At 57.1% G+C, this 25,768-nt stretch carries 27 protein-coding genes and 1 pseudogene; 12 read left to right on the forward strand and 16 right to left on the reverse strand.

Translation table 11 applies throughout. The annotated features are described in order from the left end of the window. Positions 1-109: 109 nt before the first annotated feature. Positions 110-439 (reverse strand): hypothetical protein, encoded by a 330-nt coding sequence (locus ACLHDD_RS04810; protein WP_427103157.1) that lies wholly within the window; start codon positions 437-439, stop codon positions 110-112. A gap of 532 nt (positions 440-971) precedes the next feature. On the opposite strand from ACLHDD_RS04810, the gene ACLHDD_RS04815 reads away from it, so the two are divergent. Beyond that, entirely contained in the window at positions 972-2,042 is a 1,071-nt protein-coding gene (locus tag ACLHDD_RS04815; protein WP_427103158.1) for a glycosyltransferase family 9 protein, read from the forward strand. On the opposite strand, the gene ACLHDD_RS04820 is transcribed toward ACLHDD_RS04815, so the two are convergent. The 7 genes from ACLHDD_RS04820 to ACLHDD_RS04850 form a co-directional block, all read right to left on the reverse strand. After that, entirely contained in the window at positions 1,973-2,311 is a 339-nt protein-coding gene (locus tag ACLHDD_RS04820; protein ID WP_427103159.1) for a DUF1493 family protein, read from the reverse strand. The genes ACLHDD_RS04815 and ACLHDD_RS04820 overlap by 70 nt on opposite strands. Then, positions 2,311-3,372, reverse strand: a complete 1,062-nt coding sequence (locus tag ACLHDD_RS04825; protein ID WP_427103160.1) for a glycosyltransferase family 9 protein — start codon at positions 3,370-3,372, stop codon at positions 2,311-2,313. Before ACLHDD_RS04825 ends, ACLHDD_RS04820 begins: the two co-directional genes overlap by 1 nt. A gap of 358 nt (positions 3,373-3,730) precedes the next feature. Continuing rightward, the gene (locus tag ACLHDD_RS04830; protein WP_167498249.1) at positions 3,731-3,901 is read right to left on the reverse strand and encodes a hypothetical protein; all 171 of its coding nucleotides are present in this window, start codon (positions 3,899-3,901) and stop codon (positions 3,731-3,733) included. A gap of 160 nt (positions 3,902-4,061) precedes the next feature. Next, positions 4,062-4,310 (reverse strand): DUF883 family protein, encoded by a 249-nt coding sequence (locus ACLHDD_RS04835; RefSeq protein ID WP_111138696.1) that lies wholly within the window; start codon positions 4,308-4,310, stop codon positions 4,062-4,064. 352 nt (positions 4,311-4,662) lie between these two features. Continuing rightward, entirely contained in the window at positions 4,663-5,673 is a 1,011-nt protein-coding gene (locus ACLHDD_RS04840) for a Ppx/GppA phosphatase family protein (protein WP_427103161.1), read from the reverse strand. Positions 5,674-5,696: 23 nt separating this feature from the next. Continuing rightward, the gene (locus tag ACLHDD_RS04845) at positions 5,697-6,254 is read right to left on the reverse strand and encodes a hypothetical protein (protein ID WP_427103162.1); all 558 of its coding nucleotides are present in this window, start codon (positions 6,252-6,254) and stop codon (positions 5,697-5,699) included. A gap of 61 nt (positions 6,255-6,315) precedes the next feature. Then, positions 6,316-6,645, reverse strand: a complete 330-nt coding sequence (locus tag ACLHDD_RS04850) for a hypothetical protein (protein WP_427103163.1) — start codon at positions 6,643-6,645, stop codon at positions 6,316-6,318. 212 nt (positions 6,646-6,857) lie between these two features. On the opposite strand from ACLHDD_RS04850, the gene ACLHDD_RS04855 reads away from it, so the two are divergent. From ACLHDD_RS04855 to ACLHDD_RS04865, 3 genes are all read left to right on the forward strand, one after another. After that, positions 6,858-7,037, forward strand: a complete 180-nt coding sequence (locus ACLHDD_RS04855; RefSeq protein WP_427105171.1) for a hypothetical protein — start codon at positions 6,858-6,860, stop codon at positions 7,035-7,037. A gap of 185 nt (positions 7,038-7,222) precedes the next feature. Continuing rightward, the gene (locus ACLHDD_RS04860) at positions 7,223-7,606 is read left to right on the forward strand and encodes a hypothetical protein (protein ID WP_427103164.1); all 384 of its coding nucleotides are present in this window, start codon (positions 7,223-7,225) and stop codon (positions 7,604-7,606) included. 12 nt (positions 7,607-7,618) lie between these two features. After that, positions 7,619-8,032, forward strand: a complete 414-nt coding sequence (locus tag ACLHDD_RS04865) for a GNAT family N-acetyltransferase (protein ID WP_427103165.1) — start codon at positions 7,619-7,621, stop codon at positions 8,030-8,032. Here ACLHDD_RS04865 and ACLHDD_RS04870 read toward each other — a convergent pair whose 3' ends face one another. After that, positions 8,033-8,695, reverse strand: a complete 663-nt coding sequence (locus ACLHDD_RS04870; protein ID WP_427103166.1) for an MBL fold metallo-hydrolase — start codon at positions 8,693-8,695, stop codon at positions 8,033-8,035. 22 nt (positions 8,696-8,717) lie between these two features. Then, a complete protein-coding gene (ldcA, locus tag ACLHDD_RS04875; RefSeq protein ID WP_427103167.1) occupies positions 8,718-9,641 on the reverse strand; it encodes a muramoyltetrapeptide carboxypeptidase in 924 nt (307 codons plus the stop codon). Positions 9,642-9,805: 164 nt separating this feature from the next. On the opposite strand from ldcA, the gene emtA reads away from it, so the two are divergent. Next, positions 9,806-10,435, forward strand: coding sequence for a membrane-bound lytic murein transglycosylase EmtA (gene emtA / locus ACLHDD_RS04880; protein WP_111138705.1), 630 nt, complete (start codon positions 9,806-9,808; stop codon positions 10,433-10,435). A gap of 9 nt (positions 10,436-10,444) precedes the next feature. On the opposite strand, the pseudogene ACLHDD_RS04885 reads toward emtA, so the two are convergent. Then, positions 10,445-11,400 (reverse strand): annotated as a pseudogene (locus tag ACLHDD_RS04885) (sugar-binding transcriptional regulator). A 557-nt stretch (positions 11,401-11,957) separates the two neighbouring features. Here ACLHDD_RS04885 and ACLHDD_RS04890 point away from each other — a divergent pair. Genes ACLHDD_RS04890 through ACLHDD_RS04900 form a run of 3 tightly spaced genes read left to right on the forward strand, consistent with a single transcriptional unit; the run spans position 11,958 to position 15,215 of the window. After that, entirely contained in the window at positions 11,958-12,788 is an 831-nt protein-coding gene (locus ACLHDD_RS04890) for a transketolase (protein WP_427103168.1), read from the forward strand. After that, on the forward strand, positions 12,781-13,728 hold the full coding sequence (locus tag ACLHDD_RS04895; protein WP_427103169.1) for a transketolase family protein: 948 nt from the start codon (positions 12,781-12,783) through the stop codon (positions 13,726-13,728). Before ACLHDD_RS04890 ends, ACLHDD_RS04895 begins: the two co-directional genes overlap by 8 nt. Beyond that, the gene (locus tag ACLHDD_RS04900; RefSeq protein WP_427103170.1) at positions 13,728-15,215 is read left to right on the forward strand and encodes an FGGY family carbohydrate kinase; all 1,488 of its coding nucleotides are present in this window, start codon (positions 13,728-13,730) and stop codon (positions 15,213-15,215) included. The genes ACLHDD_RS04895 and ACLHDD_RS04900 overlap by 1 nt, the downstream gene beginning before the upstream one ends. 164 nt (positions 15,216-15,379) lie before the next feature. On the opposite strand, the gene ACLHDD_RS04905 is transcribed toward ACLHDD_RS04900, so the two are convergent. Together ACLHDD_RS04905 and ACLHDD_RS04910 are read right to left on the reverse strand one after the other, a co-directional pair. After that, positions 15,380-16,510, reverse strand: coding sequence for a mechanosensitive ion channel family protein (locus tag ACLHDD_RS04905; protein WP_427103171.1), 1,131 nt, complete (start codon positions 16,508-16,510; stop codon positions 15,380-15,382). 95 nt (positions 16,511-16,605) lie between these two features. Continuing rightward, positions 16,606-17,340: a flagellar brake protein gene (locus ACLHDD_RS04910; protein ID WP_427103172.1), complete on the reverse strand. Its 735-nt coding sequence runs from the start codon at positions 17,338-17,340 to the stop codon at positions 16,606-16,608. 207 nt (positions 17,341-17,547) lie between these two features. Between ACLHDD_RS04910 and ACLHDD_RS04915 the strand changes: the two genes are divergently transcribed. Beyond that, positions 17,548-17,796: a GlsB/YeaQ/YmgE family stress response membrane protein gene (locus ACLHDD_RS04915; protein ID WP_009090782.1), complete on the forward strand. Its 249-nt coding sequence runs from the start codon at positions 17,548-17,550 to the stop codon at positions 17,794-17,796. Positions 17,797-17,862: 66 nt separating this feature from the next. Here ACLHDD_RS04915 and ACLHDD_RS04920 read toward each other — a convergent pair whose 3' ends face one another. Next, positions 17,863-19,962, reverse strand: coding sequence for a TonB-dependent siderophore receptor (locus ACLHDD_RS04920; RefSeq protein WP_427103173.1), 2,100 nt, complete (start codon positions 19,960-19,962; stop codon positions 17,863-17,865). 192 nt (positions 19,963-20,154) lie between these two features. Next, the gene (gene treA / locus ACLHDD_RS04925) at positions 20,155-21,840 is read right to left on the reverse strand and encodes an alpha,alpha-trehalase TreA (RefSeq protein ID WP_427103174.1); all 1,686 of its coding nucleotides are present in this window, start codon (positions 21,838-21,840) and stop codon (positions 20,155-20,157) included. A 209-nt stretch (positions 21,841-22,049) separates the two neighbouring features. On the opposite strand from treA, the gene ghrA reads away from it, so the two are divergent. The 3 genes from ghrA to ACLHDD_RS04940 are packed head-to-tail and all read left to right on the forward strand — an operon-like array spanning position 22,050 to position 24,363. After that, complete coding sequence (ghrA, locus tag ACLHDD_RS04930; RefSeq protein ID WP_427103175.1) at positions 22,050-22,991, forward strand: glyoxylate/hydroxypyruvate reductase GhrA; 942 nt, start codon at positions 22,050-22,052, stop codon at positions 22,989-22,991. Positions 22,992-23,030: 39 nt separating this feature from the next. Beyond that, positions 23,031-23,768, forward strand: a complete 738-nt coding sequence (locus ACLHDD_RS04935; protein ID WP_427103176.1) for a phosphatase — start codon at positions 23,031-23,033, stop codon at positions 23,766-23,768. 28 nt (positions 23,769-23,796) lie between these two features. Further along, the gene (locus tag ACLHDD_RS04940; protein ID WP_427103177.1) at positions 23,797-24,363 is read left to right on the forward strand and encodes a TorD/DmsD family molecular chaperone; all 567 of its coding nucleotides are present in this window, start codon (positions 23,797-23,799) and stop codon (positions 24,361-24,363) included. Position 24,364: 1 nt separating this feature from the next. Here ACLHDD_RS04940 and ACLHDD_RS04945 read toward each other — a convergent pair whose 3' ends face one another. Further along, complete coding sequence (locus tag ACLHDD_RS04945) at positions 24,365-25,744, reverse strand: CoA transferase (RefSeq protein ID WP_427103178.1); 1,380 nt, start codon at positions 25,742-25,744, stop codon at positions 24,365-24,367. Positions 25,745-25,768: the final 24 nt, after the last annotated feature.

The raw sequence follows: 25,768 nt of genomic DNA on the forward strand, positions 1-25,768 counted from the left end.
GTCTAAAATTTCTGCCTGTGTGATTTCCCGCAAAAAAATAACCTGCTGTTTACTAAACAGGAGGTTATAAGGATTATTTATAATAAGCGGCCTGTATCTGACTGGAGAATCAGGCGTTGATTCCCGAAAAAGAGAAATGATGCAGTGTGCTGAAAAGTAAAAGATTATATCCAAAAAGGGCGCTCATCTCTGTCATCAGGTTTACCGCATCCTGTTGATGTGCATTGTCGAGAGCGAATTCCCACAACATGGGCAAGCCAGAAAAATTAGAAAAAACAAATATTGTGTATATTCCAGCCAGCATTAATCCCCATGATGAAGTTTTCATATAATTGTGAAGGCTTCGAACAAGGTGCTGTCTGTCTTTTATCAGGAAAGGAACTGCGATGATTATTATTAGCGTATCCAGCCATACCCAGATGTCGCTATCGATAATCATTGGGTTTATTCTTTTGACAAAAAGGCAAAGAAATAAAGAAGAAAATAAAAGATATAAGCTCTGCGTTTGCGTCTTGTTTCTGGCGTTCAAGCTATAGATGAAAAGTATAACTCCAGTTATGAATGTCTGAAGGAGTTTTGTCAGGCAAAATGAAGATATTACGTCATTCATCCAGAAAACATCCCTTCAGAACCCGTTATGAAGCTGGCTATCAGACTGCTGAAAAAAAGCAGCGACTGACAATCTGCACTCTGTCAGTCGCCGGTTGCCGACTCCGGTGGCCATTCCGCGCCTGACATCCCTTGCTGGCACCATCACAGCCGGAATGCCATCCGGACGCTCATCGGAGAGAATCCTTACTGTGAGGTGCCGCGCCGGTATTTAACAAACAATTAACTATGGAACCAATCTGGCACTGCGCTGACTAATTTGCTGACTATTACCGTTACGTTATCGTTTCCAGAGCGTTAACCGGGCGAGTCTCACCTTATTCAGCCGGCATGGCTTAGCCTGTGCGCAGAGGATGTCAGATATGCGGGTTTTAATTATTTGTCGGGATAACATTGGCGACACTTTACTGACCACGCCGTTAATCAGTGCGCTGGCGCAGTCGGGTCAGCATCAGGTGGATGTGCTGACCAACCATTATGCCGCGCCCGTGTTAGAGCATAATCCCGACATCCGGCAGCTCTTCCGTTACACCAAGCTGCATCACCGGGAGGCGGGCCAGGGGCGGCTCGCCTGCCTGCTCCAGCGGCTGACGCTGATGCGGACCCTGAAAAAGCAGCACTACGATGTGGTTATTCTGGCAAAAAGCCGCTGGGATCGTCATGGTCTGAAATGGGTGAAAACGGTGCGTCCCGGTCGGGTGATCGCGCTGGGCCAGCAGCCGCATCCGCTGATTACCGATCTGTTACCGCCTGATCCGTCGCCCGCTCATATCAGTGAAGCTCTGTTCCGTCTGGGAGGGCCGCTGCTGCCTGACGCCACGATGCCTGGCCGGCTGACGCTGCGGCCGGATGCGACCCTCGCGGCCCGTCTGCGGGATAAATATGCTATCGATTCCGCCATTCCGGTTTATGCGTTGCAGATCAGCGCACGTAAGCCGAGTCAGCAGTGGGACGTTACCCGCTTTGTCGGGCTGGCTGAAAAAATTGCCGCGCGTCAACGCTGCCAGATTATGCTGCTCTGGTCACCCGGCAGTCGCGATAATCCGCGGCATCCCGGTGATGATGAGAAGGCGCGCGACATCATGGCGCGCTGTCCCCATCTTCCGGTCAGAGCAGTGCCGACCACCACGCTGCCTGAGCTGATTGCGGCGATGTCATTGTGTCTGGGGCTGGTCAGCAGTGATGGCGGGGCAATGCATGTGGGCGCCGCGCTGGGATTACCGGTGGTGGCGCTGTTTGGTGACAGCGATCCTGCCTGCTGGCATCCATGGCAGGTAAATTATCAGGTGCTGCAACCCGCGTCCCGGGAGGTTAATGCGCTGACCAGCTGTGAGGTCTATGACGCATTCCTCCATACCATTCTTTACGCGTCCTCTGCAGGCCAGGCTCCCGTGCTGGCCGCTTCACATAACATGGCGACGGTCAGCGGATAGCCGGCTTTTGCGGCACCGGCTCTGAACCCGCGAGCCGGTGCGAAATGCCGCGTTTTTTCCGCCGGAAAATAGCGCGCTTCATCGTAGTGCTCTGAACTCACGCCAAAGGTGACGAAAAAGTCGCTCATCAGAATCGCAAACTCCACCTCGTTCAGCGGGAGCTGCTGCAGATAAAATCCGGCCCGGTCGACTCTGCGGAATCGCCCCAGGGCGGTGGGCCGATTGTGATATTCAATCAGCGCAATGATGGCCTGAGAGAGGTCGCGCATTATCCCACCAGTTTCGCCACGGCCTGCCCGACCTCTTCGGCTTTGATTGCCGCCATCGGATTCGGCGATGCGGCGTTAACCGGACGATGAATAATGATGTGACGATCGCTGTCCTGGCAGGGACCGGTGTAACGGGGGTTGGCGGTGGCGAAGAGGCTGACGGTCGGCGTCTGTGCCGCCACGGCGATGTGCAGAGGCCCGGTGTCGCCCGTGACCAGCAGATCCAGCGTGTGAATCAGGCCAATCAGCCCGCTCAGGTTGGTTTTTCCCGCCATCGGCGTGATGTTGCTGCGGCAGTGGTGAGGCAGGCCTTCGATAAACGCCCGCTCAAGAGGCTGCTCAGCGGCGGTGCCGGTCACGATAATCTCCGCGTCGGGCCAGCGTGCAAGCAGTGCGGTCGCGAGCTGACAGAAAGCGTCCAGCGGCCAGCGGCGAATATCTTTAGAGGCGCCGAGCTGGAATCCGATGCGGCGATGACCCGGCGCGGCGGTGGCAGGAAGATCCAGCGCCGGCAGATGCATCCGGGTCTGCGTGCTCTCTGCACCCAGCGCTTCAATCAGTTTCAGCTTGCGTTTAATCGTGTGGTCGTCGAAATAGCCGGAATAGTGGTCGAGATACTTATTCAGCAGCGGCGACTCGCTGCCGTAATGGTCGCGCACAATAGCCTTACTGCCGCTGAGTACCGAACTCATAATATCGTAGGGAAAATGGGCGTGTAATATCACCGACAGGTCGGGTTTATGGCGACGCAATTTGAAAAACAGTGGCAGATAATTGGCAATTTTGTTATCCCAGATATAAATCTTATCGAACCAGTTATAGCGGCTGACCAGATCCTTATTTTTCTCACTGGAAACCAGAACAAATTTGCTGGTGGGAAAACGATTTTTCAGGCTCCAGATAGCCGGCGTATTCATCAGAAAATCGCCCAGTGCGGTCGTGGAGTAGACTACCACCGTTTGCGGCGTCAGGGTCTGCAGATCCGGAGAGGGCTTTCTGCCGGAAAAACGGGAGTAGGCCGTTAACAGCCGATCGATCAGATAAATCTTTTTTTTCTTCACGCCTGAATTCTCTTAGCGGTGCTGTAACAATAAACAAAAAGAGGTTGTGCGTGATTAGAGATTATTACTGTGGATTAAGTTCATTGCGGGAAGGTATTTTTTTAGCTTCTAAAGGGTTCGTTTAAATTGTTTGCATAATTTTTGTGTTGTTTATTTCCGGTATATAGACAGGATTGTGTAAGGAGAGTAAGTCTTTTTCGAAAGAAAGCGAGATAATTCTGACTTTATCAGGAAAGTTGCCTTTATTTAATTCTATTCATAACTAATAGCAGGTTAATTATTAGTGCGAATATTTTTATCAGCAGGCAGAGATATGAGGGCGGTAATAAACCCCGGCAGATCTGCCGGGGCAGGGGAATTACGACTGTGGCTGGCCGACAGGGCCGGAACCCAGTGTACCGCCAGGCGAAGACTGACCACTTGGCGCATGCGGACGGCCATCGGCTTTAATCGCGTCGCTTCTCTGTGAACAGCCTGCAAGCGAGGCGAAAGTCGCTGCAACCAGCAGCAGGGCAGGAATCGTTTTCATAAGGTCACCTTGATGTTGTCAGAAAGAGCACAGAATGAATTTCATAACCGCTTTCCTCCCGCCTCTGAACAGATCTCTTTCATAAACCTGTTAACCAGCAGTCGTGAAAGCCAAAAAAAACGGAAGCCGCAGGCTCCCGTTCCGTTGACGTCAGGTCGTATTACTTGCGGCCCAGCAGGAAGCCGATGAACACGCCTACGCCAGCTGCAATAGCCAGACCGGCAGCAGGATTAGACTGAACCTGATCCTTGATGCACTCAGCCGCATCGCGTGCTGCATAGCTTGCCTGGTTAGTGTAACGGCGTGCGGCGCCTTTTACCTGATGTTCGGATGAACCGGTTGCTGCACCCCATTGTTCCTGAACTGCGCCAGCCGCTTCTTTTACTTTATCTTCGATTTTTCCTGACATTTATTGCTCCTTGGTTTTGAGTGAGACCTTAAAAGCGTAGCAAAGATAGTGAATTCTGCTCTGGCTGAGAGAATCATGAGCCTGAAAAATCATTTCTGACTGTGTACTGCGCCCTGTTTGCGGGCCAAAGATTTCCGGTCCGGGCAGGCGATTCTCGCGGCGCAATGGCGCTGAGCGGGAGGAGAATGGCAGGGCAGTAAAGGGAGCGGAATCGGCCCGGTAACGGGCGAGGCGGAACAGGGCGCACGGCCCCCTCACGACGCAGCCATCCCTGAACGGAACCGCCAGTGGCGCAGGGGGTGAACAGAAGGCATCGCGCGCGCCGCACCCGCAGCCTGCGGGCGGCAGGGCGTTACTGCAGCAGGACACCTTCAATCAGACTGGCCTTAACAACGGTGACTTCGTTAATCTTCAGCGCCTGCATAAAACCTTCGACCAGCAGCAGGTTGCTGACGTCAGTAGCGCGATAATCGCCCGAAAGTTCACTGTCGCCTTTCCAGACCTGCTGCTCAGACAACTGCCGGAGGGCTGCCAGCGTATAACGATCCGGTTTTCCCGGGAGCTGATTGCGGATGGAGAAACCGTGAACGCCGCCGATGCCGATTACCCGCCGGCCCGCTATATCCTGTCTGATCTGCGGACTGATATCATTCGCCGCATAAAACTGTACAAAGCGCAGCACTGAGGGCCGCCAGGAACCGATTGGATTTGGCGACCGGGCATCCGGTTGATTCTTCAGCACCGTCAGAATAAAGTTTTTCAGCGTCACGGACGCCAGTCTGCCCTGATAGATATCGGCAACCGGTTTGCCCGCCTCCTGCCGCCACGCGGTCATCTGCATCGAGCCGCCGCCGATATCCCAGACCAGTAACTGCTCATCACGGGCGTCGGGATCGCCCAGCGCCGCTTTTGCGGAGAGGAAACCGAGTTTCGCTTCCTGTTGTTGCGAGATGAGACGGATCGCCGTCCCGCTCTGGCGCTGCAGCTGCGCAATGACGGCCTCACCATTACCGGCGTTACGGAACACTGCGGTGGCAACGCCGCTGATCCGCTCGGGATGAAAACGCTGCGCATGGGTCAGCAGCTGGCGGAGCGCGGCCACCCCTTCCTGCACGATTGCCGGGCTAAGCTGATTATCGGGTGAATGGGTCAGGGCGTCGTTCCAGGCCACGGCTTGCTGATCCTGATAGAGCATTTTCTCGATGCGCAGCTGGCAGACGTTGACGCGCGCGACCGCAATTTTGGTGGTGCCGGAACCGATATCCAGACCCGCGCGGACCTGCTGGCAGCGATCGGCTTCAGCAGCCGTGGCAAACAGCAATGAGCAGAAGAGTATGATGGCAGACAGCGCAGCAGATCGCATGGTAACTCCAGGGGCAAAAGGGTTCAGCGTGATCGGGCTGCGACGCAGGCCGGGTAAACACTGACCAGAAAATGACGCAGGTGGTCGAAACACCATTCGGCATCCTCAGCCTGCGGACAGTAGAACTGGATAGTGATTTTCTCATAGTCGCGCTGACGCTGGCGCAGCGGCGACCAGCTCCAGTCAAGAACCGAACGGGCATAATTTACCAGCGCGTCGGCGGGCATCTGATGCTGTTTCTCCTGCCCGGCCAGATAGCGGTTAAACCGGGCCTCCAGCTGTAAGGCCTCCTCATGACCGTGATGCAGTAAATCCGGCCGGAAAGCGACATCGATAAAGCCACAGACTGCATCGGCCTGCTGCTGCCAGTCGCAGGCCAGCGTCATAAACAGTCCCTCCTGCAGGTTGATCTCCTCAACCAGCCGCCGGAGATTAACTGAACGGTTCAGCACGGCAATTTCTTCAAGGCGGCCCGCTTCCAGCGTCAGATCGAAACCACAGGGATTAACAGAGCCATCCGCGTTACGGGTGGCGGGGAAGGGGAAGTCGATATAACCGTTGTTATCGAGACGCTTTTCCATCGGGGAGACCTGCTGCTTGACGTTTCCTGACAATAAACGATCTGGCAGCAGGTTTCATCCCTTATGGGCAGGTCCAGGTAATCTGGGTGTCCTGCCAGGGGTTGATCAGGCGGAACTGCTTGTCGGACAGGCGCTGGGCATAATAGCCTTCGCGCGTGATGGCGGAGGGAACATATTTAAACCGGTCCAGCGACTGCAGCGGGCCGCTCTCCACGATGACGTTGTCGCGGCTGACGGTAAAGGCGTTTACCAGGTCAAAAATCACCGCACGGGTCTTTCCCATCGGCTGACCATAAATTGTGGAAACCTCACCCGGACATTCCACCCCTTTCGGGCCAGATGAACATCCAGTAAGCATCGCAATGAGGATTAACATGCTGAGTCGCATCATGAATTTATACCTGCTTCAATCCCTGGGGGTCTGCCGGCGCACGGTCATTCTTACGCGCCCTTTTAATCTGATTATAGCATTTTCCGGTGTGCATCCTGTTTGTGATTTGTTCAATCGTTAAGCATCAGGAATGTAAAGGGGTGACTTTGCCTGGTAATTAACGGTATTCTTGGCGTCTTTGCGCACCGCTTAGGCAAATCCAGAGATAAATGATGAAAGAAGAAGAAGCAAGTCTAATGATTATTCGGCAGGCGATTTATCAGTTAGAAGCCGATAAGAAGCAACAGGTGATTGCTTGTTCTGCCAATATCCGCGCAGCGATGCAGGCTTATGATGGCGAGAATGCCGGGCTGGCCCTGATGTTAGTGGCCGCAGAAGTGGCCGCCGAATAACCCTTATCCGGCCCGTGTGACAGTCTGATACGCTGGCCGGATATACTTTACCTTTTCTCAACTTTCAGCTTTTTCGCAGGCCGAGTCCACTTTTCTGTGGCCTTAACGATCGCAGCTGCGCCGCTCACCCTTGTTCTCTGATGTGTTAAGCTAAAAATCTGTAATAAAATCAGCGGAGACACAGCATGAAGGCAGCATTGATTGCCCTGGGCCTGCTGGCCTGTCACATCGCCCCTGCCTGGAGCGAAACCGAATTCCAGCTCAACTGTCCGGGTCGGGCCACCATGATCGTTTCGCGCGCCGAATATGGTTTAACCACCCTGATGTGGCCGGAAAATCATTTTCAGATTGCCGCGGGCCAGCAGCATACCCGGCTGGAAGCGGGCGACCGGGTAGCCATTACCCGTTTTCGCAATGGCGACCAGCTGATCGTGAATCAGCGCAGTCAGGCCACCTTCTTTGTCTATCACGGCAGCGATAAATTGCTACCCTGCAGTCGCAGTGAAAAACGCGATGTGGATGCGCTGAGCCTTGAACGCTACGACGACCGCCAGCGTTCCGATTCTTAACCGGGAGCCAGTATGCAACCTGAGATTACCGATAATGTCACCGCACAGGATCTGGATGAGGTCCGGCTGGGCCTGAAAGCGCACAACAGCCGCTTCTTTGACGCGGACGAAATCCGTTCGATCGGCGTCTTTATCCGGGATGAGCAGGGCAGGAAACTGGCCGGGCTGACCGGCTCGACGGCCGGCAACTGGCTGCGGATTGATATGCTCTGGGTCAGCGAAACGCTACGCGGTCAGGGCGTGGGCACCCGGCTGATGCGGGCGGCTGAAGAGGAGGCAGTGCGGCGAGGATGCCGCTATGCGCAGGTGGATACGGCCAGTTTCCAGGCTCGCCCTTTTTACGAAAAGCTTGGTTACACGCTGCGGCTCACGCTGGGGAACTACATCCTGCATTACCAGCGGCACTATCTGACCAGAGAACTCTGATCAGAACAGTGGTTGCTGACGCAGATCCAGCGGATGCTGCTCGGCTTCATCAATCGCCGCCAGCCAGCTCTGCAGCGTGACCGTATTCCAGGAAAGATGCCCGCGCGTGGTACTCATCAGTACGACATCAGGGCGCAGCGAGCGATAAAAATCCAGCGTTCTGCTCAGTTCAGCCGGATTGCTGTCCGGCACCAGAACGGTGACCCACTGGTCATGCGCGCGTGTCACCGTATCGCCCACAAACAGATAGGTCATACCCAGGGGCGAAGTATAAAGATAGCTGGCGCTGCCTGGCGTGTGGCCGGGTGTCGGCAGCAGATGAAAATCCCCGAAGTGCGTGTCCGGCTGAGTAAAGGTATCGTCCGGCTCTGCAAAACGGCTTATCGGGCCCAGCGATCGGCTGTGGCAGTAAAGTGCGCTGCTGAATCGCTGCTGGATTACAGCTGTTCCTGGCGCCGACTCGTGCCAGTGGGTCAGATAGTGACGGATCACGCCGCCACTATCGGCCAGCACCTCGTGATCAAGCAGGTTTTCTACCCGGCCAATCAGCAGGTTGCCGCGCGGGTGACGCAGCATAAAACCATGCATCATCAGATCGTTAACGGCATCTTCCACCGGAAACTCCGGGGTTGAGATCCACAAATCGTCATACAACGGCTTCAATGTCGATCTCCTGAAACATTCACTATTCCCGCAGAACGGGATGCCCGGTTACCTGTAACTGCGCCTGCCCCTGACGGACGGCTAACTGCGCGCGGGCGCCCAGCGGCAGCGTTACGGTATCCGTATCATGACCGAAATCGAGATCGGAGATGACCGGCAGACCGGTGGTGTCGCGCAGCCGCTGCCAGACGGTGCTGAAGTCAAAGCCATTGTCATAGTCCGACAGCGCCGTGCTGGTAAAACTGCCGGTGATGACCGCCCGCTGACGCGCCAGAATGCCGCTCTGCTCCAGCTGGATTAACATGCGTTCAATGCGGAACGGATGCTCATTAACGTCTTCGATCACCAGGATGCCATTGTTGATCTGCGGCATCCAGGGCGTGCCAATCAGGGAGCAGATCATGGCCAGATTCCCACCCCAAAGCGTGCCCTGCCACTCGCCTTCATCCGGCGTTTCGCTTTGCCATTTCACCTCAACCGTCGGGGATGTCAATGCCTGCCAGAAGTGGTGAAGGGTAAATTCAGATAAGGTCGCGGCACCAAAATTACCGGCCAGCATCGGTGCACTAAAGGTAATCAGGCCCACCTGTGCCAGCAGCGCCAGCTGGATCACGGTGAAATCGCTGTGACCGCATAACGCCAGCGGCTGATTCAGCAGACGGCGTTGCAGACCGGTATAGTCGATCGACGGCAGCAGGCGGCTGGCGCCATAACCGCCACGCACGGCCAGCACCACGTCGGGCAGGATAGCCAGACGGGCAAGCTGGTTAATATCTGCCAGCCTCTCCGCATCTGTACCGGCAAAGCGCTGAAACCGCCGGGTAATCACCTGCTCGTTTTCAACCAGATGGCCCGCCGCGCGCAGCCGCGCGATGCCCTGCAGCGCCGCAGGCTGATTGTGACAGTAACCGGAGGGGGAAATAAGACGGACTGAACGTGAAATCATCATACTTTCCTGCTGTTAGCTCCCGACTGACCGCGATGATGGCGAAAAGCGTTGCTGAAGTCACGGTACATGCCAGATTTTAGTGCATTTAGGATAAACGGTAATTTTGCTCCCGGGCTGTCTGGGTATGATAGCATTCGCCACCACAGCGAAGAGACGAAAAATTGCTGAAAATCCGACACCTTATACTCTCAGCGTTGCTCCTGACCGGCTGTTCCAGCGAGCCACCGCATCAGATTGTCAAACAGCGCAACACGCCGTTAACTCAGGCACCGCCGTCCAGCGTCAATGGCACCTGGGCCATGTTTACCGAAGATGCCGCCAGTCATTATGGCGTTGATGAGAAGTTAATCAGCGCCATTATCAGTGTCGAATCAGGTGGAAATCCGGGTGTTGTCAGCCGCTCCAACGCCGTAGGGCTGATGCAGATCAAAGCCTCAACCGCCGGACGTGAGGTTTACCGCACGCTGGGGCGCCGCGGACAGCCCTCTAATGCAGAGCTGCGCGATCCGGCAAAAAATATTGATATCGGCACCGCTTATATCCGCATCCTGCAGGACTCTGCGCTTTCAGGCATCCGCGATCCCCTGACACTGCGCTATGCCACCATCGTCTCCTACGCTAATGGAGCCGGTGCGCTGCTGCGGACCTTTTCCCGCGACCGCGATCGGGCGATTGCGATGATCAATGCCATGTCACCTGATGAGTTCTATCAGCACGTACAGAACAAACATCCGGCGGCGCAGGCACCGCGCTATCTGTGGAAAGTCACTACCGCGTACCGCACTATCTGAGCGGCGTAATCAGACCTGCGGCGTGAGCAGCAGCCGCGCCGTAGGATAATCGACGATCAGCACGTTGATGTAACCGCCCAGCAGTGCCCCGCGGATGGCCTGGGCTTTTTCCGTCCACCTGCCAGCCCGACAACCTGTGGACAGCGTTTCACCTGCGCCAGCTCCATTCCGATTACCGGATCTTCTTCGTCTTTCAGCACCGGTTGCCCGCAGGCGTCGAAATAGTGCAGGCAGATATCGCCCACTGCGCCACGCGCCGCCAGCGTCTGTAGCATCCCGCCGTCGTAATAGTTGCCTGAATTTCGCAGCAGGGCAGACGGCTCCAGATCGCCAATGCCGACAATGGCCAGATCGACCTGATCAAACTTGCTCAGTACTTCAGCCACCTCGGCATTCGCCGACAACCGCTGGCGATCGCTGACCGAATGCTCAATCGACTGCGACGGCAGCAGCCAGGCGGGGCAGTTGAGCAGCGCCGCCAGATTCTGCGTCAGAATCGTCGCCTGCACGTTGCCGTTCGCGCCAACGCCGCCCAGCAGCTGGATCACCCCTTTGCAGGCGCCATTCAGCGGATGCAGCGCATCCACCATCGCCCGGATTGTGCCGCTCCATGAGGAGATGCCAATCAGTTCGTCGTGGCGTAGCCGGGTTTCAAGATAGTGGGCGGCGGCCGACCCAATCGCCTGCTTAATCTGCAGCGGAGAGGCCTGATCGGGCACATCCACCACGATCGCCTGCGGCAGGTTATAGGTCTGCTCAATCGCTTTTTCCAGCTCCGGATAGACATTGGCTGGCGGCATCACGCTGATCTTGACCACCCCCTCTTTCACGCTGCGATTAAGAATGCGTGAGACAAACGACTGCGATAGGGTGAGCGACTGCGCAATCTCTGACTGCTTCAGCCCTTCAACATAGTAAAGGGTGGCAATCTTTACCATCAGTCGCTGTTCGTCCTGTTTTGCCATCGGTTTTTCCCTCTCTGACTCTGCACGGTATTGTTAACCAGGATGATCAAAATCACAACGCAGGCTAATTTGTGATCGTTTTCGCTTTTTGACGATCGCGCATTGGACGCCGCCACTGCGCAGGCGCATAGTCATTATGCATATAAAATCGATGATGAATATATATTCAAGCGGAAAATCGATTTGCTGTGCTCTGACGGGATTGACCCGTCGGATTTACTTTTCGCCCAATCGCCTGAAGCAGGTGGCAGGGTGGGCCAGCGGGGGATACTCACCTCATATCGTTACCGCGAGTTTCATGACGGGTATACGTGAAGTCTCACAGTGGGGGGCACGATGCTCAGATTCAAATCGAATGCCTCAGGAGGGGAGGCTGATGGAAAGAAAGCACTAACTGAGGAAGTAACAACAGCGACGTCCGGTATGCCACTGACGGCTTAGCAGCAGACGCATCTGAACACTGAAAGAGTAAGGTCGCCAGCCCTGTCTGCTGCGACTGATTTTTGTCAGTGTCTTGAATATATATTCACAACCGACTTAAAATTCAGAGGCAGAGTATGAATCCTTTCAATCTTCCGGTCGTGGACCTGGAGCGCCGGGCACGCGCTATCCGCCGCCGTATTATCCAGCTAAATGCGGGCAGCCCGGCGGGCGGCCACACGGGTGCCGATCTCTCTCAGGTTGAGATCCTCACCGCACTCTATTTCCGTATTCTGAACTGTGCAGCCGATCGTACCGAGGACGACCAGCGCGACATCTATATTCAGTCAAAAGGGCATGCGGTTGGTGGCTACTATTGCGTACTGGCTGAAGCAGGTTACTTTCCCACCGACTGGCTTGCCACCTATCAGCATGCTGACTCGGCTCTGCCGGGCCATCCGGTGCGGCAGAAAACGCCGGGCGTTGAGTTAAACACCGGCGCACTGGGACACGGCCTGCCGGTAGCAGTGGGCCTCGCTATCGCGGCGAAAAAAGACAACAGTTCGCGTCGCATCTTTGTCGTCACCGGCGACGGTGAGCTGGCTGAGGGCAGTAACTGGGAAGCGGCGCTGGTCGCCGCCCATTACGGTCTCGACAACCTGATCATCATCAACGACAAAAACAAGCTGCAACTGGCCGGGCCGACCCGCGACATCATGAATACCGATCCACTGCCGGAAAAATGGCGCGCCTTCGGTCTGGAGGTGACGGAATGCAACGGCAACGACATGGCCGAGGTGGTCACTACCCTTGAAAACCTGCCGCAGAACGGCAAACCCCAGGTAATCGTCGCGCATACCGAAAAAGGCTTTGGCGTCTCCTTTATCCAGAGTAAAGCTGAATGGCATCACCGGGTGCCGAAAGGCGAAGAAATTGCACAGGCACTGGAGGAACTGAAAGATGAGTAATGCACAACATTTAGCCAGCGTCATGGTCACGGCATTTATCGACGCCGTGAATCGCGGCGTGGACCTGGTGCCGGTCGTGGCGGACTCCACCTCCACCGCTAAAATCGCGCCCTTTATTAAAGCCTTTCCCGATCGGCTGATTAACGTCGGCATCGCTGAGCAGACGCTGGTCGGCACCGCAGCGGGTCTGGCGCTGGGCGGCAAGGTCGCGGTGACCTGTAATGCCGCGCCATTTCTGGTTTCCCGCGCCAATGAGCAGGTGAAAGTCGACGTCTGCTACAACAACACCAATGTTAAACTGTTCGGGCTCAACGCCGGTGCCAGCTATGGTCCGCTGGCGAGCACCCACCACAGTATTGATGATATTGCGGTGATGCGCGGCTTTGGCAATATCGAGATCTATGCCCCCTCCTGCCCGCTGGAGTGTCGTCAGATTATCGATTACGCCCTGGATCATGTCGGTCCGGTCTATATCCGTCTGGATGGCAAAGATCTGCCGCAGCTGCATGATGAAAACTACCGGTTCAGGCCGGGTGCTATCGACACACTGCGCGAAGGCCATGACATCGCGCTGGTGGCAATGGGCTCGACGGTGCATGAGGTGGTTCACGCCGCAGAGCAACTGGCTGAACGGGGGATTTCAGCGGGTGTGATCGCGGTTCCATCAATCCGACCCTGCGATACCCAACAGCTTCGCAACCTGTTAAATCACTATCCAGCGGTGATCACCGTGGAAGAACATAACGTGAATGGCGGTGTCGGCAGTCTGGTGGCCGAATTGCTGGCAGAGGGCGGCTGCGGCATCCGGCTATTACGGCTGGGCATCGCGGATGGCGAGTATGCGATTGCAGGCGATCGCGCCTCCACCCGCGCCCGTCATGGCATTGATGCCAGCAGCGTAGTAAATCATGCAGCGCGTCTCTGCGCAGGAGAAAAGTGATGGCGGGCCCTCTGATTCTGGCGATAGACGAAGGCACCACCAACGCCAAGGCGATTGCGGTTGATCGTGAGGGACGTGTAGTGGCCCGGAGCAGCCAGAGTTTAACCCTTCAGCATCCGCAGCCAGGGCTGGCAGAACAGGACCCGCTGGCGATCTGGCAGGCGGTCAGAGAGGCAATTACCCAATGCCTGACGGCCTGTGGCGGCGCACCCGTGGCCGCGGTAGCGATCAGCAATCAGCGCGAATCGGTTCTGATCTGGCAGCGACATGATGGTCAGCCGCTGACGCCGCTGGTGAGCTGGCAGGATCGGCGTTCTGAGGCTCGCTGTCGCGAACTGCACCAGGCAGGCAAAGCACCACGCATTACCGGTCTGACCGGACTGGCGGTTGACCCGATGTTTCCGGCCGCCAAGCTGGGCGACATGCTGGCCACTATCCCTGATGGCCCGTCGCGGGCGGCGGCCGGGGAACTCTGCATCGGCACGGTGGACTGCTGGCTCAGCTGGCAGCTCAGTGCCGGTGAAGTTTTTGTGACCGATCACGCCAATGCCTCGCGCACCCAGCTCTATAGCCTGCACCTGAACGACTGGGACGACGAACTGCTGGCGCTGTTTCATCTGCCGCGCGCTGCGTTACCACGTATTGTCGCGTCCGCCAGCCAGCAGGGCGTGGTGGCAGTGAATGATATCCCGGGCCTGGCGCCAGGCACACCGATACTGGCACGCATCGGTGACTCCCATGCCGCACTCCAGGCGCAGCGGCGGGGAGAGGCTGAAGTGGTCAAGGCCACCTACGGTACCGGCTCGTCACTGATGATGTCGATGGCGACGCCACTGCTGACGGAGAATGGTCTCAGCACCACCGTCGCCTGGCACGACGGCACGCTGCGCTACGCCTTTGAGGGCAACATCACCCATACCGGGTCTGGCGCGGCCTGGCTGGGAAGAATGCTGGGCGTGCAGGACCCGCGTGAACTGACCGCGATGGCGCAACGCTGTGACGACAATCAGGGCGTCTATTTCGTTCCGGCGCTGTCGGGGCTGGGCGCGCCCTGGTGGGATTTGCAGGCGCGTGGCATGGTGTGTGGTCTGACGGATGCCGCGACACCAGAAGTACTGGCGCGGGTGGCGCTGGAGTCTATCGTCTGGCAGATCGCCGACGTCTTTTTCGCGATGGAGCAGGCCAGCGGCCAGCATCTGCCGGCGCTCTGCGTAGATGGCAGCGCCAGCGAAAATCAGTGGCTGATGCAGTTGCAGGCTGATGTGCTACAGCGACCGCTGCAGCGGGTGCCGACCGCCGAGGTTTCCGCGCTGGGGGCCGCACTGCTGGCAGGCAGACTACTGGGATGGTGGCAGCAGGGCAGTGATATGCAGGCGTTGCAGGGCGGTAGCGTAATCATGCCGCGTGAGGCGCATGCGCAGTCTGTGCAGAGGGCGTACAAGGGCTGGATCGACGCCGTTGCACGCTGCCGTTTTCAACCGCATTAATCCGCGTCCTGAGAGGGGGGCAGCACGCCGTCAGCCCCGGCAGCAGTGCGGATAGCCGTGACGCTTGCCAGGAAAGAGGTGAGATGTCAGGCGAACAGCCGGTGCGGGCTCACGCTGTGCCGCACCGGCTTCACTCCCGCGTTGCCGGAGAGAGGTTCAGGGGATCAGCGCGCCATTCTGCGCACATCGCCCTCGTCATTCTCCACCGCCACCAGATCCACCGGCGGCAGATTACCACCGCTGAACTCTACCTGACGAATCGGGAAGGCGAAGCGAATATCACGTTCCTCCAGGGCCGCCATCAGCTGCAGGTTAATCTCCTGCTGGATATCCATATATTTGTTGTAATCGGCGTCCAGCACGTAGTAGACCACTTCAAAGGTCAGCTTTGAGTCCTCGAACGCCAGGAAGTGGGCACGGTCAAAGCGGGTGGTTTCCACGCCCTCAATAATTGATTTCACCAGCGGGCTGATCTCACGCACCCGCTCAGACGGTGTCGCGTAGCTGATGCCAAACGTAAAGACGATGCGGCGCTGCTGCATGCGCTTGTAGTTGTGGATCGTCTGCTGTAACAGGATGGTGTTTGAGCAGACGATCTGCTCACCACTCAGGCTGCGCAGGCGGGTGGTTTTCAGACCAATATGTTCAATGGAACCGGCAATATCGCCAAAAACAATAAAGTCACCATGCTCAAACGGCTTATCAAAGCCTATCGCCAGTGAGGCAAACACATCGCTCAGCACGGTCTGAATCGCCAGCGCAATTGCGATACCGCCCACGCCCAGACTGGCGACCAGCGCGGTGATGTCGATACCCATATTCGACAGGATGGCGAGGAGCATCATGACCCAGACCACCACCCGCAGCAGAATACCCAGGATCACCGTGGTGACCGGATTACGCACATGCAGCGGATCGCGTAACAGACTCTTGAGCCAGAGCCGGATGCCACCGTCGATCCACAGCGCGAGCTGCACAATCAGCGCGAGGAACCAGCCATGCGAGATGGTTACGCTCCAGGAGGCAGGCAGATCGACGAACTTCAGGGCAATAAGCAGTGAAAAAATCAGTAGCAGGGTCTGGCTGGTGCTGCGCAGTATCTCCACCAGAATCGCAGTAGCGCGAACGTGACGATGTTCGCTGTAGAGAGCAATCCGGTGGGAGATAAAGCGAATCAGGGTACGCAGTACCCAGTAGATCACCAGGGTCGACACCACCACGATGGCGCTGTTGATCCAGAGGTCCTGATTAAAAAAGAGGGTGTGAAAACGACGTGAAGAGAGCCAGTTTTCCATTGGGGAGAATCTCCTTGCTGGGTTCCGGTTTAAAAGAAACGAGCAAGAAGCATAGCCTGGATACGCGCCGTTCGCGGGGCGCATCCCTGAAGCCGCTACTGAAAACGGGTCGATTTATCGCGAGCCAGCCGCTCTAGAGCAAAGATAATCTGCTGCAGCTGCCGCTCCTGCGCGGGATTCAGCGTGGCAAAGCGAAAGCTCAGCCGGGGTGTGGTGCGGGTTTCGTTTTTGCGGGTCACCACGCTGCGTTCGCCGATGTGCAGCAGCCTGACCGGCACCTCAAAATGGCCATATTCGCCCAGTTCAACCCGAAACTGGCTGAAGCTGTCGCCGTTCTGCAAGCCTTCCGGCAGCGCCTCATCCACCAGTACGCCGATGCCGCCCAGCGACAGATCCTGCAATCGCAGCCGCGTTTTCGTGCCATCCGGCCAGACGGTATGACACCAGAACTGCGGCTCAAGCGGGGCGGTGACGCGGAAAAATTCCCGGCGCTGAATCTGCCACAGGAGCTCAGGCAGCGGCGCGCTGAAAGCGGGCAGGCCATCAAATTCCACTTTTTCCAATGCGGTAAGGCTGAACTCCACCTTTGCGCCGTAAGTTTCGGCGGTGATGCTGAGATCTTCGCTGTTAAGGGCGTAATCGTTATCCAGATTGTTACTGCCGAGATCAAACACCAGGCGCGTTTCATCAGCCGCCAGCATCCGGCTGATAAACTGTCCGCGCGGAAAACTGACCAGAAGTGGCGTCTGCGCACGAAGCAGATCTTTCATCACGCCCAGAACCGCCAGCGTGCCACGTTTGAGATATTGTTCCTGGTCGGTTTCTTTCACATCCTGCTCCACAAGAGGGTCATTATTCTGCACTGTTTTCTGCCTCGTCACGGTTATCGGCGCAGGTATAAAAAGCTTTAGCCAGGCCAGCCCGAAAAAAGGGGGGCAGAGACAGGCATATCCTGAAAAGCTGTCTATACTTATCGCAGTAAACCGCTTGATTAATCAGGCGTTCACGATTTAATCATAAAAAGGAAGGAGCAACAGATGGGTATTATTTCCTGGATCGTCTTTGGCTTAATCGCGGGTATTCTGGCGAAGTGGATTATGCCGGGTAAAGATGGTGGCGGTTTCATTCTGACGGTCGTTCTGGGTATTATCGGTGCCGTCGTAGGTGGCTGGATCAGTACACTGTTTGGCTTCGGTCGCGTTGACGGGTTTAACTTCGGCAGCTTTGTCGTGGCAGTGATCGGTGCCATCGTGGTGCTGTTTATCTACCGCAAAGTACGCAGTTAACCGGTACAGTTTCAATAAAAAGGGGACGAAGCGATTCGTCCCCTTTTTTTATCTGTTACATGCTTATCAGAAGTCGTAACCCACGGTCGCCATCACGCTGCGTTCCGCGCCCCGATAGCAGAAGCCTGTGCCATAGCAGCCCGCCACATACGTGCGGTCAGTCAGGTTATTGGCGTTAACCTGCAGCCAGGCACCTTTCAGACTGCTGTTCCAGACACCCAGATTGGCCTTCACAGACGCATCAAACAGTGTCACAGAAGGAACGCGGGTGGTATTTTCATTGTCCGCCCACTGTTTACCGATGTAGCGTACGCCTGCGCCTGCACTCAGACCGTAATCAAACTCATAGTGGCCCCAGAGAGACGCCATGCTGTTTGGCGTGATGTAAGGCGTGTGCCCATCATTACCATCTACCGAATCTTTGTAGCGCAGATGATTCAGCGTGTAGCTCGCTACGGTGCTGAGACGCGGCGTCAGCTGATTACGTGCTTCCAGCTCTATGCCCTGGGAATGCACTTTGCCCGATGGCGTGAACGTCGAGGTCAGCACGTCGCGGTTTGACACATCTTTCTGCGTCAGATCATAAATCGCAGCGGTATAGAGATCGCGTGTGCCAACCGGCTGATATTTCACGCCGGCCTCATACTGCTCAGCGGTGGTCGGTTTCAGCAGGTTATTGCTGCGGTCAGTGAGCGCGGTAGGCGTAATTGCCTGACTCCAGCTGATATAGGGTGAGATACCATTGTCGAAGGCATAGAGCAGGGCGGCGCGTCCGCTGATATGATCATCCTGACGGCGATCGCTGCCGCTGTTATTCGCGACGATGCGATCGTACCGGCCAGAGAGATCCAGATGCCAGCGATCCAGCTTCATCTCATCCTGCAGATAGAGGCCGGTCTGGTAGTAGCGACGGGTTTTATCCGCCCAGGTATAGGCTGGCATCTCACCGACCTGCTCGCCGGTCAGGGCATTCAGCTGTGAAGCCGAGCCACCTGTGGTGGAGATCTCATTCTTGTAGCGGTGATATTCGGCACCCAGCGTCACGCGGTGCTCCAGTTCGCCGGTGTCGAACTCCGCCTGTAAGCGGTTATCGGTGGACCATGCAGAGAGCGATGAGCGCTCACCGGAGTAAGCCCGGTTCAGCAGGTCGGGATTATTTTCATCCCAGCCAGACTGATAAACCTGATCGAGATCGACATTTGAGTGGCTGTAGCTGCCGGTCGAGGAGAAAGACCAGACGTCATTGAAGCGATGGGCAAAATCAAAGCTGTAGATCTGCTCGCGGCGTTTGAACTGATCGAGGTCGCTGTTGCCCTCATAGAATCCTTTGCTCAGCTTGTAGCCGTTGTGTTCGGTGAGGCTGCCATCACCCGGAACGGAACCGTGATAGCCGCCAGAAGGATCTTTCTGCAGATAGGCTTTCAGGATCAGATGGGTATCTTCATCCGGCTGCCACATCAGCTGCGGCATCAGCGCATATTTCTCTTCGCGGGTATGATCGTACTGGGTATCACTGTTGCGGGTCACGCCGGTCAGACGGTACGCCCACTGGTCGTTAATCGCATTGGTGTAGTCGAACATCGTGCCGGTGGTCGCGTTGCTTCCCGCCTGCAGTTGAATATGGCCCTCCTCCGCGAACTGAGGGCGTTTGGTCACCAGATTGACCAGTCCGCCAGGCACCGTCTGGCCGTAAAGCGCCGATGAGGGGCCTTTGATCACGTCGATGCGCTCAAGGAAGGCATTATCCACCTGGAATATATTGTAACTGCCACCGTCGCTCATCAGCCGCATGCCGTCGAGGAAGGTATTATCGGTATCGCCGCCATGGAAGCCGCGCAGCGAAATAGTGTCGTAACGGGTGGCGGCACCGCCGAAATTGGTGAAGACGCCCGAGCTGTAGCCCAGCGCCTGATTAAGGGTCAGGGCACCCTGGTCCTGCATCTGCTGACGCGTCACAACTGAGATGGACTGTGGCGTGGTCACCAGCGATCGATCGCTCTTGGTTGCGCCCTGGCTGGTGGTCGCCAGATAGCCCCGGGTAGGGGAGTTCGCATCTTCCTGCGGCTGAGCCGTCACCACCATATCGGCAGCGTAACTCATAACAGGCGTGGCCAGCGCCAGAGTGCAGAGGGGAACATAACCTTTCAGCGGCAATGACAGTTTCATCGAAATTCCTTTCTTAACAAAGCGATCAGGCAGGTGGATAATATTCTTGATAGCTAATCTCATTATCATAATGAGAATTATTACCTTTTGTAAAAACGCTGCAATTTTGCCTGTGGATGAGAGAACGTCAAGTAAAATTCGCTGAAGTGAAGTGAGAATACCTCCAGCCGGGCCAGAGGTATTCAGAGAGAATCAGGGCTGAGAGGCTGACGCCTGAGGAATATCGTGGGCGCTGTTACAGGTTTTCTCTTTCGGACAATATTTATCAAGCAGCTTCAGCGTGACACCGTTGGTCCAGCCAAAACCATCCTGCAGCGGATATTCACCGCCGCCACCGCCGCCAAGATTTTTACCCTCAACGACATACTTCTCAACCAGCTTATGCTCGCGGTCGTAGGTGTTCTGGACGTTCTGCAGGAAGCGCAGTCCCACCTCTTTCGCTAGTTTGGGCTGGTTGTAATGTTCCAGTCCTTCGACGGCGACCCACTGCAGCGGAGCCCAGCCGTTTGGAGCGTCCCACTGCTGACCATTGTTCACCGTGGTCGTGACCAGCCCACCCGGCTTCAGCAGCTGTTTTTCCACCGCACGGGCGGTGCTTTCCGCCTGTTTATCGCTGGCGACCTGCAGATAGAGCGGGAAGAGCGCCGCGGCGGTCAGCTGGGGATGGACCTGCTTTTTCTGCCAGTCATAATCGGCGTACCAGTTCTGTTTGCTGTCCCAGAGATAGCGGTTGATAGCGGCCTGGCGCTTCCCGGCCCGGTCGGCGAACTGCTTCGCCAGATCGGTCTGTTTGTTCATCTGGTAGGCTTTTGACAGCGTCTGCTCCAGATGGAACAGCAGGCTGTTGAGATCGACCGGGGCCAGCTGTGTGGTCCGGATGGTGGAGAGATTGTGCGCGTCGGTAAACCAGCGAGAACTGAAATCCCAGCCCGAGGCCGCACCGGCGCGCAGATCCCGGTAGAGCTCTGCTTTATTGCGTTGAGGCGCTTTCTGCGCGGTAGCGATGTCATCCATCCAGGACTCGGTTCGCGGTACGTCACGCGCATCCCAGTAACGGTTGAGCAGTGTACCGTCTGCCAGCTTAATCACCCGTTTGCTGGCCGCGCCTGCCGCCACGTTATCGCTGTCTGCCATCCAGTAGTCATACTCTTTCTGCAGCTGAGGCAGGTAACGGGTATAGGCCTGGCCGTTATCGTGTGTTGCCAGCAGATCAACCATCAGGCTGAAGAACGGGGGCTGTGAACGGCTCAGGTAGTAGCTCCGGTTACCGTTAGGGATGTGACCGTAGCGGTCGAGCAGGGAGGCGAAGTTATCCGTCATATCCTGCACTTTATCCCAGTGTCCGCTTTCGGCGAGGCCCAGCATGGTAAAGTAGCTGTCCCAGTAATAGATCTCACGGAAGCGTCCGCCCGGTACCACATAAGGTTCAGGCAGCGGCAACAGTGAGTCATACTGCCCCGCGCTGCTGGCCGTACGCGTCAGCACCGGCCACAGGCCATCAATGTGCTCACGCAGATTCTGACCGGCTGGCGGCACATATTTGTCGCCCGCGGCGGGCAGGGTAAAGTTGGCATCGACAAAGCGTTTCAGGTCGAAATTGCGCTGTTTCTTCTGCATCTGCCAGTCAGCCAGAATCGAAGAAGGGTCAAATTTCGGCACCGCATCCGCAAAGGTTTTCTGGTCCGGATAGAATTTTGCCTGCTGCACGGCATTGAACAGCGGGCCCAGGCGAATATCCGGCGGCTGCGGCTGATTATTCAGCATGCGGCTGCTTTCGTCAGCCTGGACGGTGAAAGCGGGGACGCTCAGCAGAAAGGTGAGCAGAAAAGGTGCATAACGCTGACGCCGTTCAGCGGCGTTTACCTCAGTTTTTATCATCGGTTTTTCTCCTTGTCCGAAATGCGGCCGCGTGTAACGTATTGACCACACGACCAACTTTAGACCTTATCTGGCCACTTCACCCTGAAGCGAGCCGGAAATGTGAAGCGGCAGGAATTATTTGCAGGGAAAAAACCGCGTTTACCACCGGTTTTTTTCTTGCTCTCCTGCCGCTTTTCCTGGACGCTGAAAGAAAAAAGGAGAGCAGGATGGAGATCATCTGGTATCACCCGTCGCAGCCTGCTGCGGCCTGGATTAACGGTTTACAGCAGCGTCTGCCTCAGGCAAAAGTACGTGCCTGGCAACCCGGCGACGAGCGACCAGCTGATTACGCGCTGGTCCGTTCTCCGCCCGCTGAGATGCTGCAGGGCCGCGCTACGCTGCGCGGTGTCTTTGCACTGGGCGCGGGCGTGGACGAAATCCTGAAACAACTGCAGCAGCAGCCAGAGATGCTGCCCGACAGCGTACCGCTCTATCGGCTGGAGGATACCGGCATGGCGCGGCAGATGCAGGAGTATGCGGTGCAGAGCGTTCTGAACTGGTTCCGCCGGTTTGACGATTACCGCCTTCAGCAGCAGCAGGCGTGCTGGCAGCCGCTGCCGCCTTACAGACGTGACGCGTTCACTGTTGGCATTATGGGCGCGGGTGTGCTGGGGCAGAGCGTGGCAGAAAGCCTGAAAACCTGGGGATTCCCCCTGCGTGTCTGGAGCCGTTCACCCAAAGAGATTGACGGCGTCACCAGTTTTGCCGGCCGCGAGGCGCTGCCTGCGTTTCTTCAGGAGACGCGGGTATTAATCAACCTGCTGCCGAGTACGCAGGAAACCGTGAATCTGGTCGATCACGCTTTTTTGCAGCAGCTTCCGCATGGTGCATTCTTCCTCAATATCGCACGCGGCGCGCAGGTCGTGGAAGCCGATCTGCTGGCTGCCCTCGAGAGCGGTCAGCTGAAAGCGGCGGCCCTGGATGTCTTTCAGGTTGAACCTCTGCCTGAGGCGCATCCGCTCTGGTCGCATCCGCGCGTCACGATCACGCCCCATAATGCGGCGGTAACCTTGATCGACGAAGCTATCGACTTTATTGCCCGTGCGATTCTGCAGGATCAGGCTGGCGAACAGCCAAAAGGCAGGGTGGATCGTGAGCGCGGCTATTAATTAACCGGCCCTGTCAGGGGCAATCAGCAGGAGAAGAGGATGTATCCGGTAGATCTGCACATGCACACCATCGCCAGTACGCATGCTTACAGCACGCTGCATGACTATGTGGCTCAGGCAAAGCAAAACGGCCTGAAACTTTTTGCCATTACCGATCACGGCCCGGACATGGCGGACGCGCCGCACTACTGGCACTTCATAAATATGCGTATCTGGCCGCGCGTGATTGACGGTGTGGCTATCCTGCGGGGTATCGAGGCCAATATTAAAAACCAGCAGGGCGAGATCGACTGTTCCGGGCCGATGCTTGATGCGCTGGATTTAATCGTCGCCGGTTTTCACGAGCCGGTCTATACACCGCGCGACAGAAAGCATCACACTGACGCTATGATCGCGGCGATGGCGAGTGGGCTGGTTCATATCATCAGCCATCCGGGCAACCCCAAATTCCCGGTCGATATCCCGGCCATCGCCGAAGCCGCCGCCTGTTACGATGTGGCGCTGGAGCTGAACAACTCTTCCTTTACCCATTCGCGGCCGGGCAGCGAACCCAACTGCCGGGCTATCGCCGCCGCGGTACGCGACGCTGGTGGACGGCTGGCGTTTGGCTCCGATTCTCACACCGCCTTCACGCTCGGCCATTTCGATCACTGCCTGCGAATCGCCCGCGAGGTAGATTTTCCAGAGGATCGGGTGTTAAATGTCACGCCGCGTCGCCTGCTCGACTTTCTGGAAATGCGTAGCGGCAAACATATTGCTGAACTGGCTGACTTTTAATTTACTTTGCCTCAAGGAAATCTGACTCATGAATGAGTTTTCCATTCTGTGCCGCGTAATCGGCTCACTGTTCAATCGTCAGCCACAGGACCCGCTGCTGGTGCCGCTGTTCACGCTGCTGCGTGAAGGCAAACTGCAGTCGCAGTGGCCGCTGGAGCAGGACGAGCTGCTCCAGCGTCTGCAACAGAACAGCGATCCGCAGGCGCTGGCTGCCGATTACAATGCGCTGTTTGTGGGCAGTGACTGCAATGTGCCGCCTTACGCCTCACAATGGCCCGAAGGCAAAACCGAACCGGAGGTGCGTGCATTCTTAACCTCCCGCGGCATGCCACTGAGCGATGCGCCGGCTGACCATTTCGGTGTGCTGTTGCTGGCAGCTTCCTGGCTGGAAGATCAGTCCGCAGAAGATGAGAGCGCCGCGCAACTGGCGCTGTTTGAAGCGTATCTGCTGCCGTGGTGCGGCGCGTTCCTGGGCAAAGTCGAGGCACACGCCAGTACCGCCTTTTACCGTACGCTGGCGATGCTGAGCCGCGAAGCGATTCAGGCGATGTATAACGAACTGCTGGAAAGCCGCGAATCAGGTGACGACGCCTGATTCACCATTCTGCCGGGTGCCTGCCCGGCGGCGATCCCGGGGTCGCGCAGAGCTGCGGGGTGCCGGGCAGTCGGGCGGCGGCTTTGAGCCTTACCCCGAATCCCCACGGCGTGAGTTCATAACAGGGCAGGTTATCTTTCATCCGCGGCACAATGTCGCTGCCCGCGCGCTGCTCCGTGGAATGCTGCTGCAACAGCCAGGCGGTGCGCGCCAGCGACAGCCGCACCTGGCTGCCGTGTCCTGCTGTCAGACGACGCCGTAACCCCTCCAGCACCGCTGCCGCCAGCAGATAGCCCGTGGCATGGTCCAGTGCCTGAACCGGCAGCGGGACGGGTCTGTCGCGCTGCTGCCACTGCATTCCCCGTTCCGCAATCCCGCAGCCCATCTGTACCAGACTGTCAAAGCCGCGACGATTGCGCCACGGCCCCTGCCAGCCCCAGGCATTCAGACCTGCATCGACCAGACCCGGTGAGAGTGCCTGCCGCGTTTCTGCATCAAATCCGAGCCGCTCCAGCGCATCGGCCCGGTAGCCATGCACCAGTACGTCGGCTTCGCGGAGCAGGCGAACAAACTGCTCACGATCGCCAGGCTGGGTCAGATCAAGTACCGCGCGGCGTTTGCCACAGCTCATCTCCTCATCGAGCGTCGGCTCCTGCCAGCCGGGAGGATCAATGCGTAATACGCTGGCGCCCAGGCTGGCAAGAAAGCGGGTCGCAACGGGCCCGGCAATAATCCGCGTCAGATCCAGGACTCTGATGCCCAGCAATGGCCGGGCGCGTGGCAGCAGCCATGCGGGTGCCGGTGCCGGAAGCGTGCGCTGCCAGCTGAACAGCGGTTCACGCTGTACCGCCTGACCCTGCGGATGTTGTTGCCACGCGGCGGCACTGCGCATCTCCGCGGCGCAGCCGCCTGCGTCAATAATCGCCTGCTCCAGTTCGCTGGCCTGCCACTGCCGGACCTGACGTGCCAGCGCGGAGCGATCGGCATGATGGCCCAGTACCCGCTCCATCGCCTGGCGATGATGCGCCGCGTTAGTGTGCAGACGGATCCAGCCATCGTGACTTTGATAATCACCTGCGAAGGCGTCCCACAGGGCGGGAGCAGCACGATTCAGTGGACAGAAGCTCTGCTGAAACCAGCGTGAAGCGAGCCGGACATTGACGGTAACGGGCGGAGGGACGACATCCGGGCAGGCAGCGGCGAGCAGGTCGGCCACAGCCTGTGTCGCCAGACCGGTGCTGGTGGCCGCCAGCTCACTGACGGCAAAGGCAGAAGAGAAGGTGGCGAGATCGGTAAATGCGGGAAGCGGGCTGATGTCGTTGTGGCCGCGCAATCCCTGCTGCATCTGCTGCCACAGCGCGCCAGCGAGCGTAAGATCCATGCTATATGTCCTTAAAGGCGGATT

The organism is Pantoea sp. NSTU24 (assembly GCF_050157905.1).
Lineage (GTDB): Bacteria > Pseudomonadota > Gammaproteobacteria > Enterobacterales > Enterobacteriaceae > Pantoea.

What these genes read in the sequence shown, in the direction of transcription:
- ACLHDD_RS04810 (WP_427103157.1), bottom strand. Translation starts at nt 439, where the DNA reads ATGATTATCGATAGCGACATCTGGGTATGGCTGGATACGCTAATAATA.
- ACLHDD_RS04815 (WP_427103158.1), top strand. Translation starts at nt 972, where the DNA reads ATGCGGGTTTTAATTATTTGTCGGGATAACATTGGCGACACTTTACTG.
- ACLHDD_RS04820 (WP_427103159.1), bottom strand. Translation starts at nt 2,311, where the DNA reads ATGCGCGACCTCTCTCAGGCCATCATTGCGCTGATTGAATATCACAAT.
- ACLHDD_RS04830 (WP_167498249.1), bottom strand. Translation starts at nt 3,901, where the DNA reads ATGAAAACGATTCCTGCCCTGCTGCTGGTTGCAGCGACTTTCGCCTCG.
- ACLHDD_RS04835 (WP_111138696.1), bottom strand. Translation starts at nt 4,310, where the DNA reads ATGTCAGGAAAAATCGAAGATAAAGTAAAAGAAGCGGCTGGCGCAGTT.
- ACLHDD_RS04840 (WP_427103161.1), bottom strand. Translation starts at nt 5,673, where the DNA reads ATGCGATCTGCTGCGCTGTCTGCCATCATACTCTTCTGCTCATTGCTG.
- ACLHDD_RS04845 (WP_427103162.1), bottom strand. Translation starts at nt 6,254, where the DNA reads ATGGAAAAGCGTCTCGATAACAACGGTTATATCGACTTCCCCTTCCCC.
- ACLHDD_RS04850 (WP_427103163.1), bottom strand. Translation starts at nt 6,645, where the DNA reads ATGATGCGACTCAGCATGTTAATCCTCATTGCGATGCTTACTGGATGT.
- ACLHDD_RS04855 (WP_427105171.1), top strand. Translation starts at nt 6,858, where the DNA reads ATGAAAGAAGAAGAAGCAAGTCTAATGATTATTCGGCAGGCGATTTAT.
- ACLHDD_RS04860 (WP_427103164.1), top strand. Translation starts at nt 7,223, where the DNA reads ATGAAGGCAGCATTGATTGCCCTGGGCCTGCTGGCCTGTCACATCGCC.
- ACLHDD_RS04865 (WP_427103165.1), top strand. Translation starts at nt 7,619, where the DNA reads ATGCAACCTGAGATTACCGATAATGTCACCGCACAGGATCTGGATGAG.
- ldcA (WP_427103167.1), bottom strand. Translation starts at nt 9,641, where the DNA reads ATGATTTCACGTTCAGTCCGTCTTATTTCCCCCTCCGGTTACTGTCAC.
- ACLHDD_RS04890 (WP_427103168.1), top strand. Translation starts at nt 11,958, where the DNA reads ATGAATCCTTTCAATCTTCCGGTCGTGGACCTGGAGCGCCGGGCACGC.
- ACLHDD_RS04895 (WP_427103169.1), top strand. Translation starts at nt 12,781, where the DNA reads ATGAGTAATGCACAACATTTAGCCAGCGTCATGGTCACGGCATTTATC.
- ACLHDD_RS04900 (WP_427103170.1), top strand. Translation starts at nt 13,728, where the DNA reads ATGGCGGGCCCTCTGATTCTGGCGATAGACGAAGGCACCACCAACGCC.
- ACLHDD_RS04905 (WP_427103171.1), bottom strand. Translation starts at nt 16,510, where the DNA reads ATGGAAAACTGGCTCTCTTCACGTCGTTTTCACACCCTCTTTTTTAAT.
- ACLHDD_RS04915 (WP_009090782.1), top strand. Translation starts at nt 17,548, where the DNA reads ATGGGTATTATTTCCTGGATCGTCTTTGGCTTAATCGCGGGTATTCTG.
- ACLHDD_RS04920 (WP_427103173.1), bottom strand. Translation starts at nt 19,962, where the DNA reads ATGAAACTGTCATTGCCGCTGAAAGGTTATGTTCCCCTCTGCACTCTG.
- treA (WP_427103174.1), bottom strand. Translation starts at nt 21,840, where the DNA reads ATGATAAAAACTGAGGTAAACGCCGCTGAACGGCGTCAGCGTTATGCA.
- ghrA (WP_427103175.1), top strand. Translation starts at nt 22,050, where the DNA reads ATGGAGATCATCTGGTATCACCCGTCGCAGCCTGCTGCGGCCTGGATT.
- ACLHDD_RS04935 (WP_427103176.1), top strand. Translation starts at nt 23,031, where the DNA reads ATGTATCCGGTAGATCTGCACATGCACACCATCGCCAGTACGCATGCT.
- ACLHDD_RS04940 (WP_427103177.1), top strand. Translation starts at nt 23,797, where the DNA reads ATGAATGAGTTTTCCATTCTGTGCCGCGTAATCGGCTCACTGTTCAAT.
- ACLHDD_RS04945 (WP_427103178.1), bottom strand. Translation starts at nt 25,744, where the DNA reads ATGGATCTTACGCTCGCTGGCGCGCTGTGGCAGCAGATGCAGCAGGGA.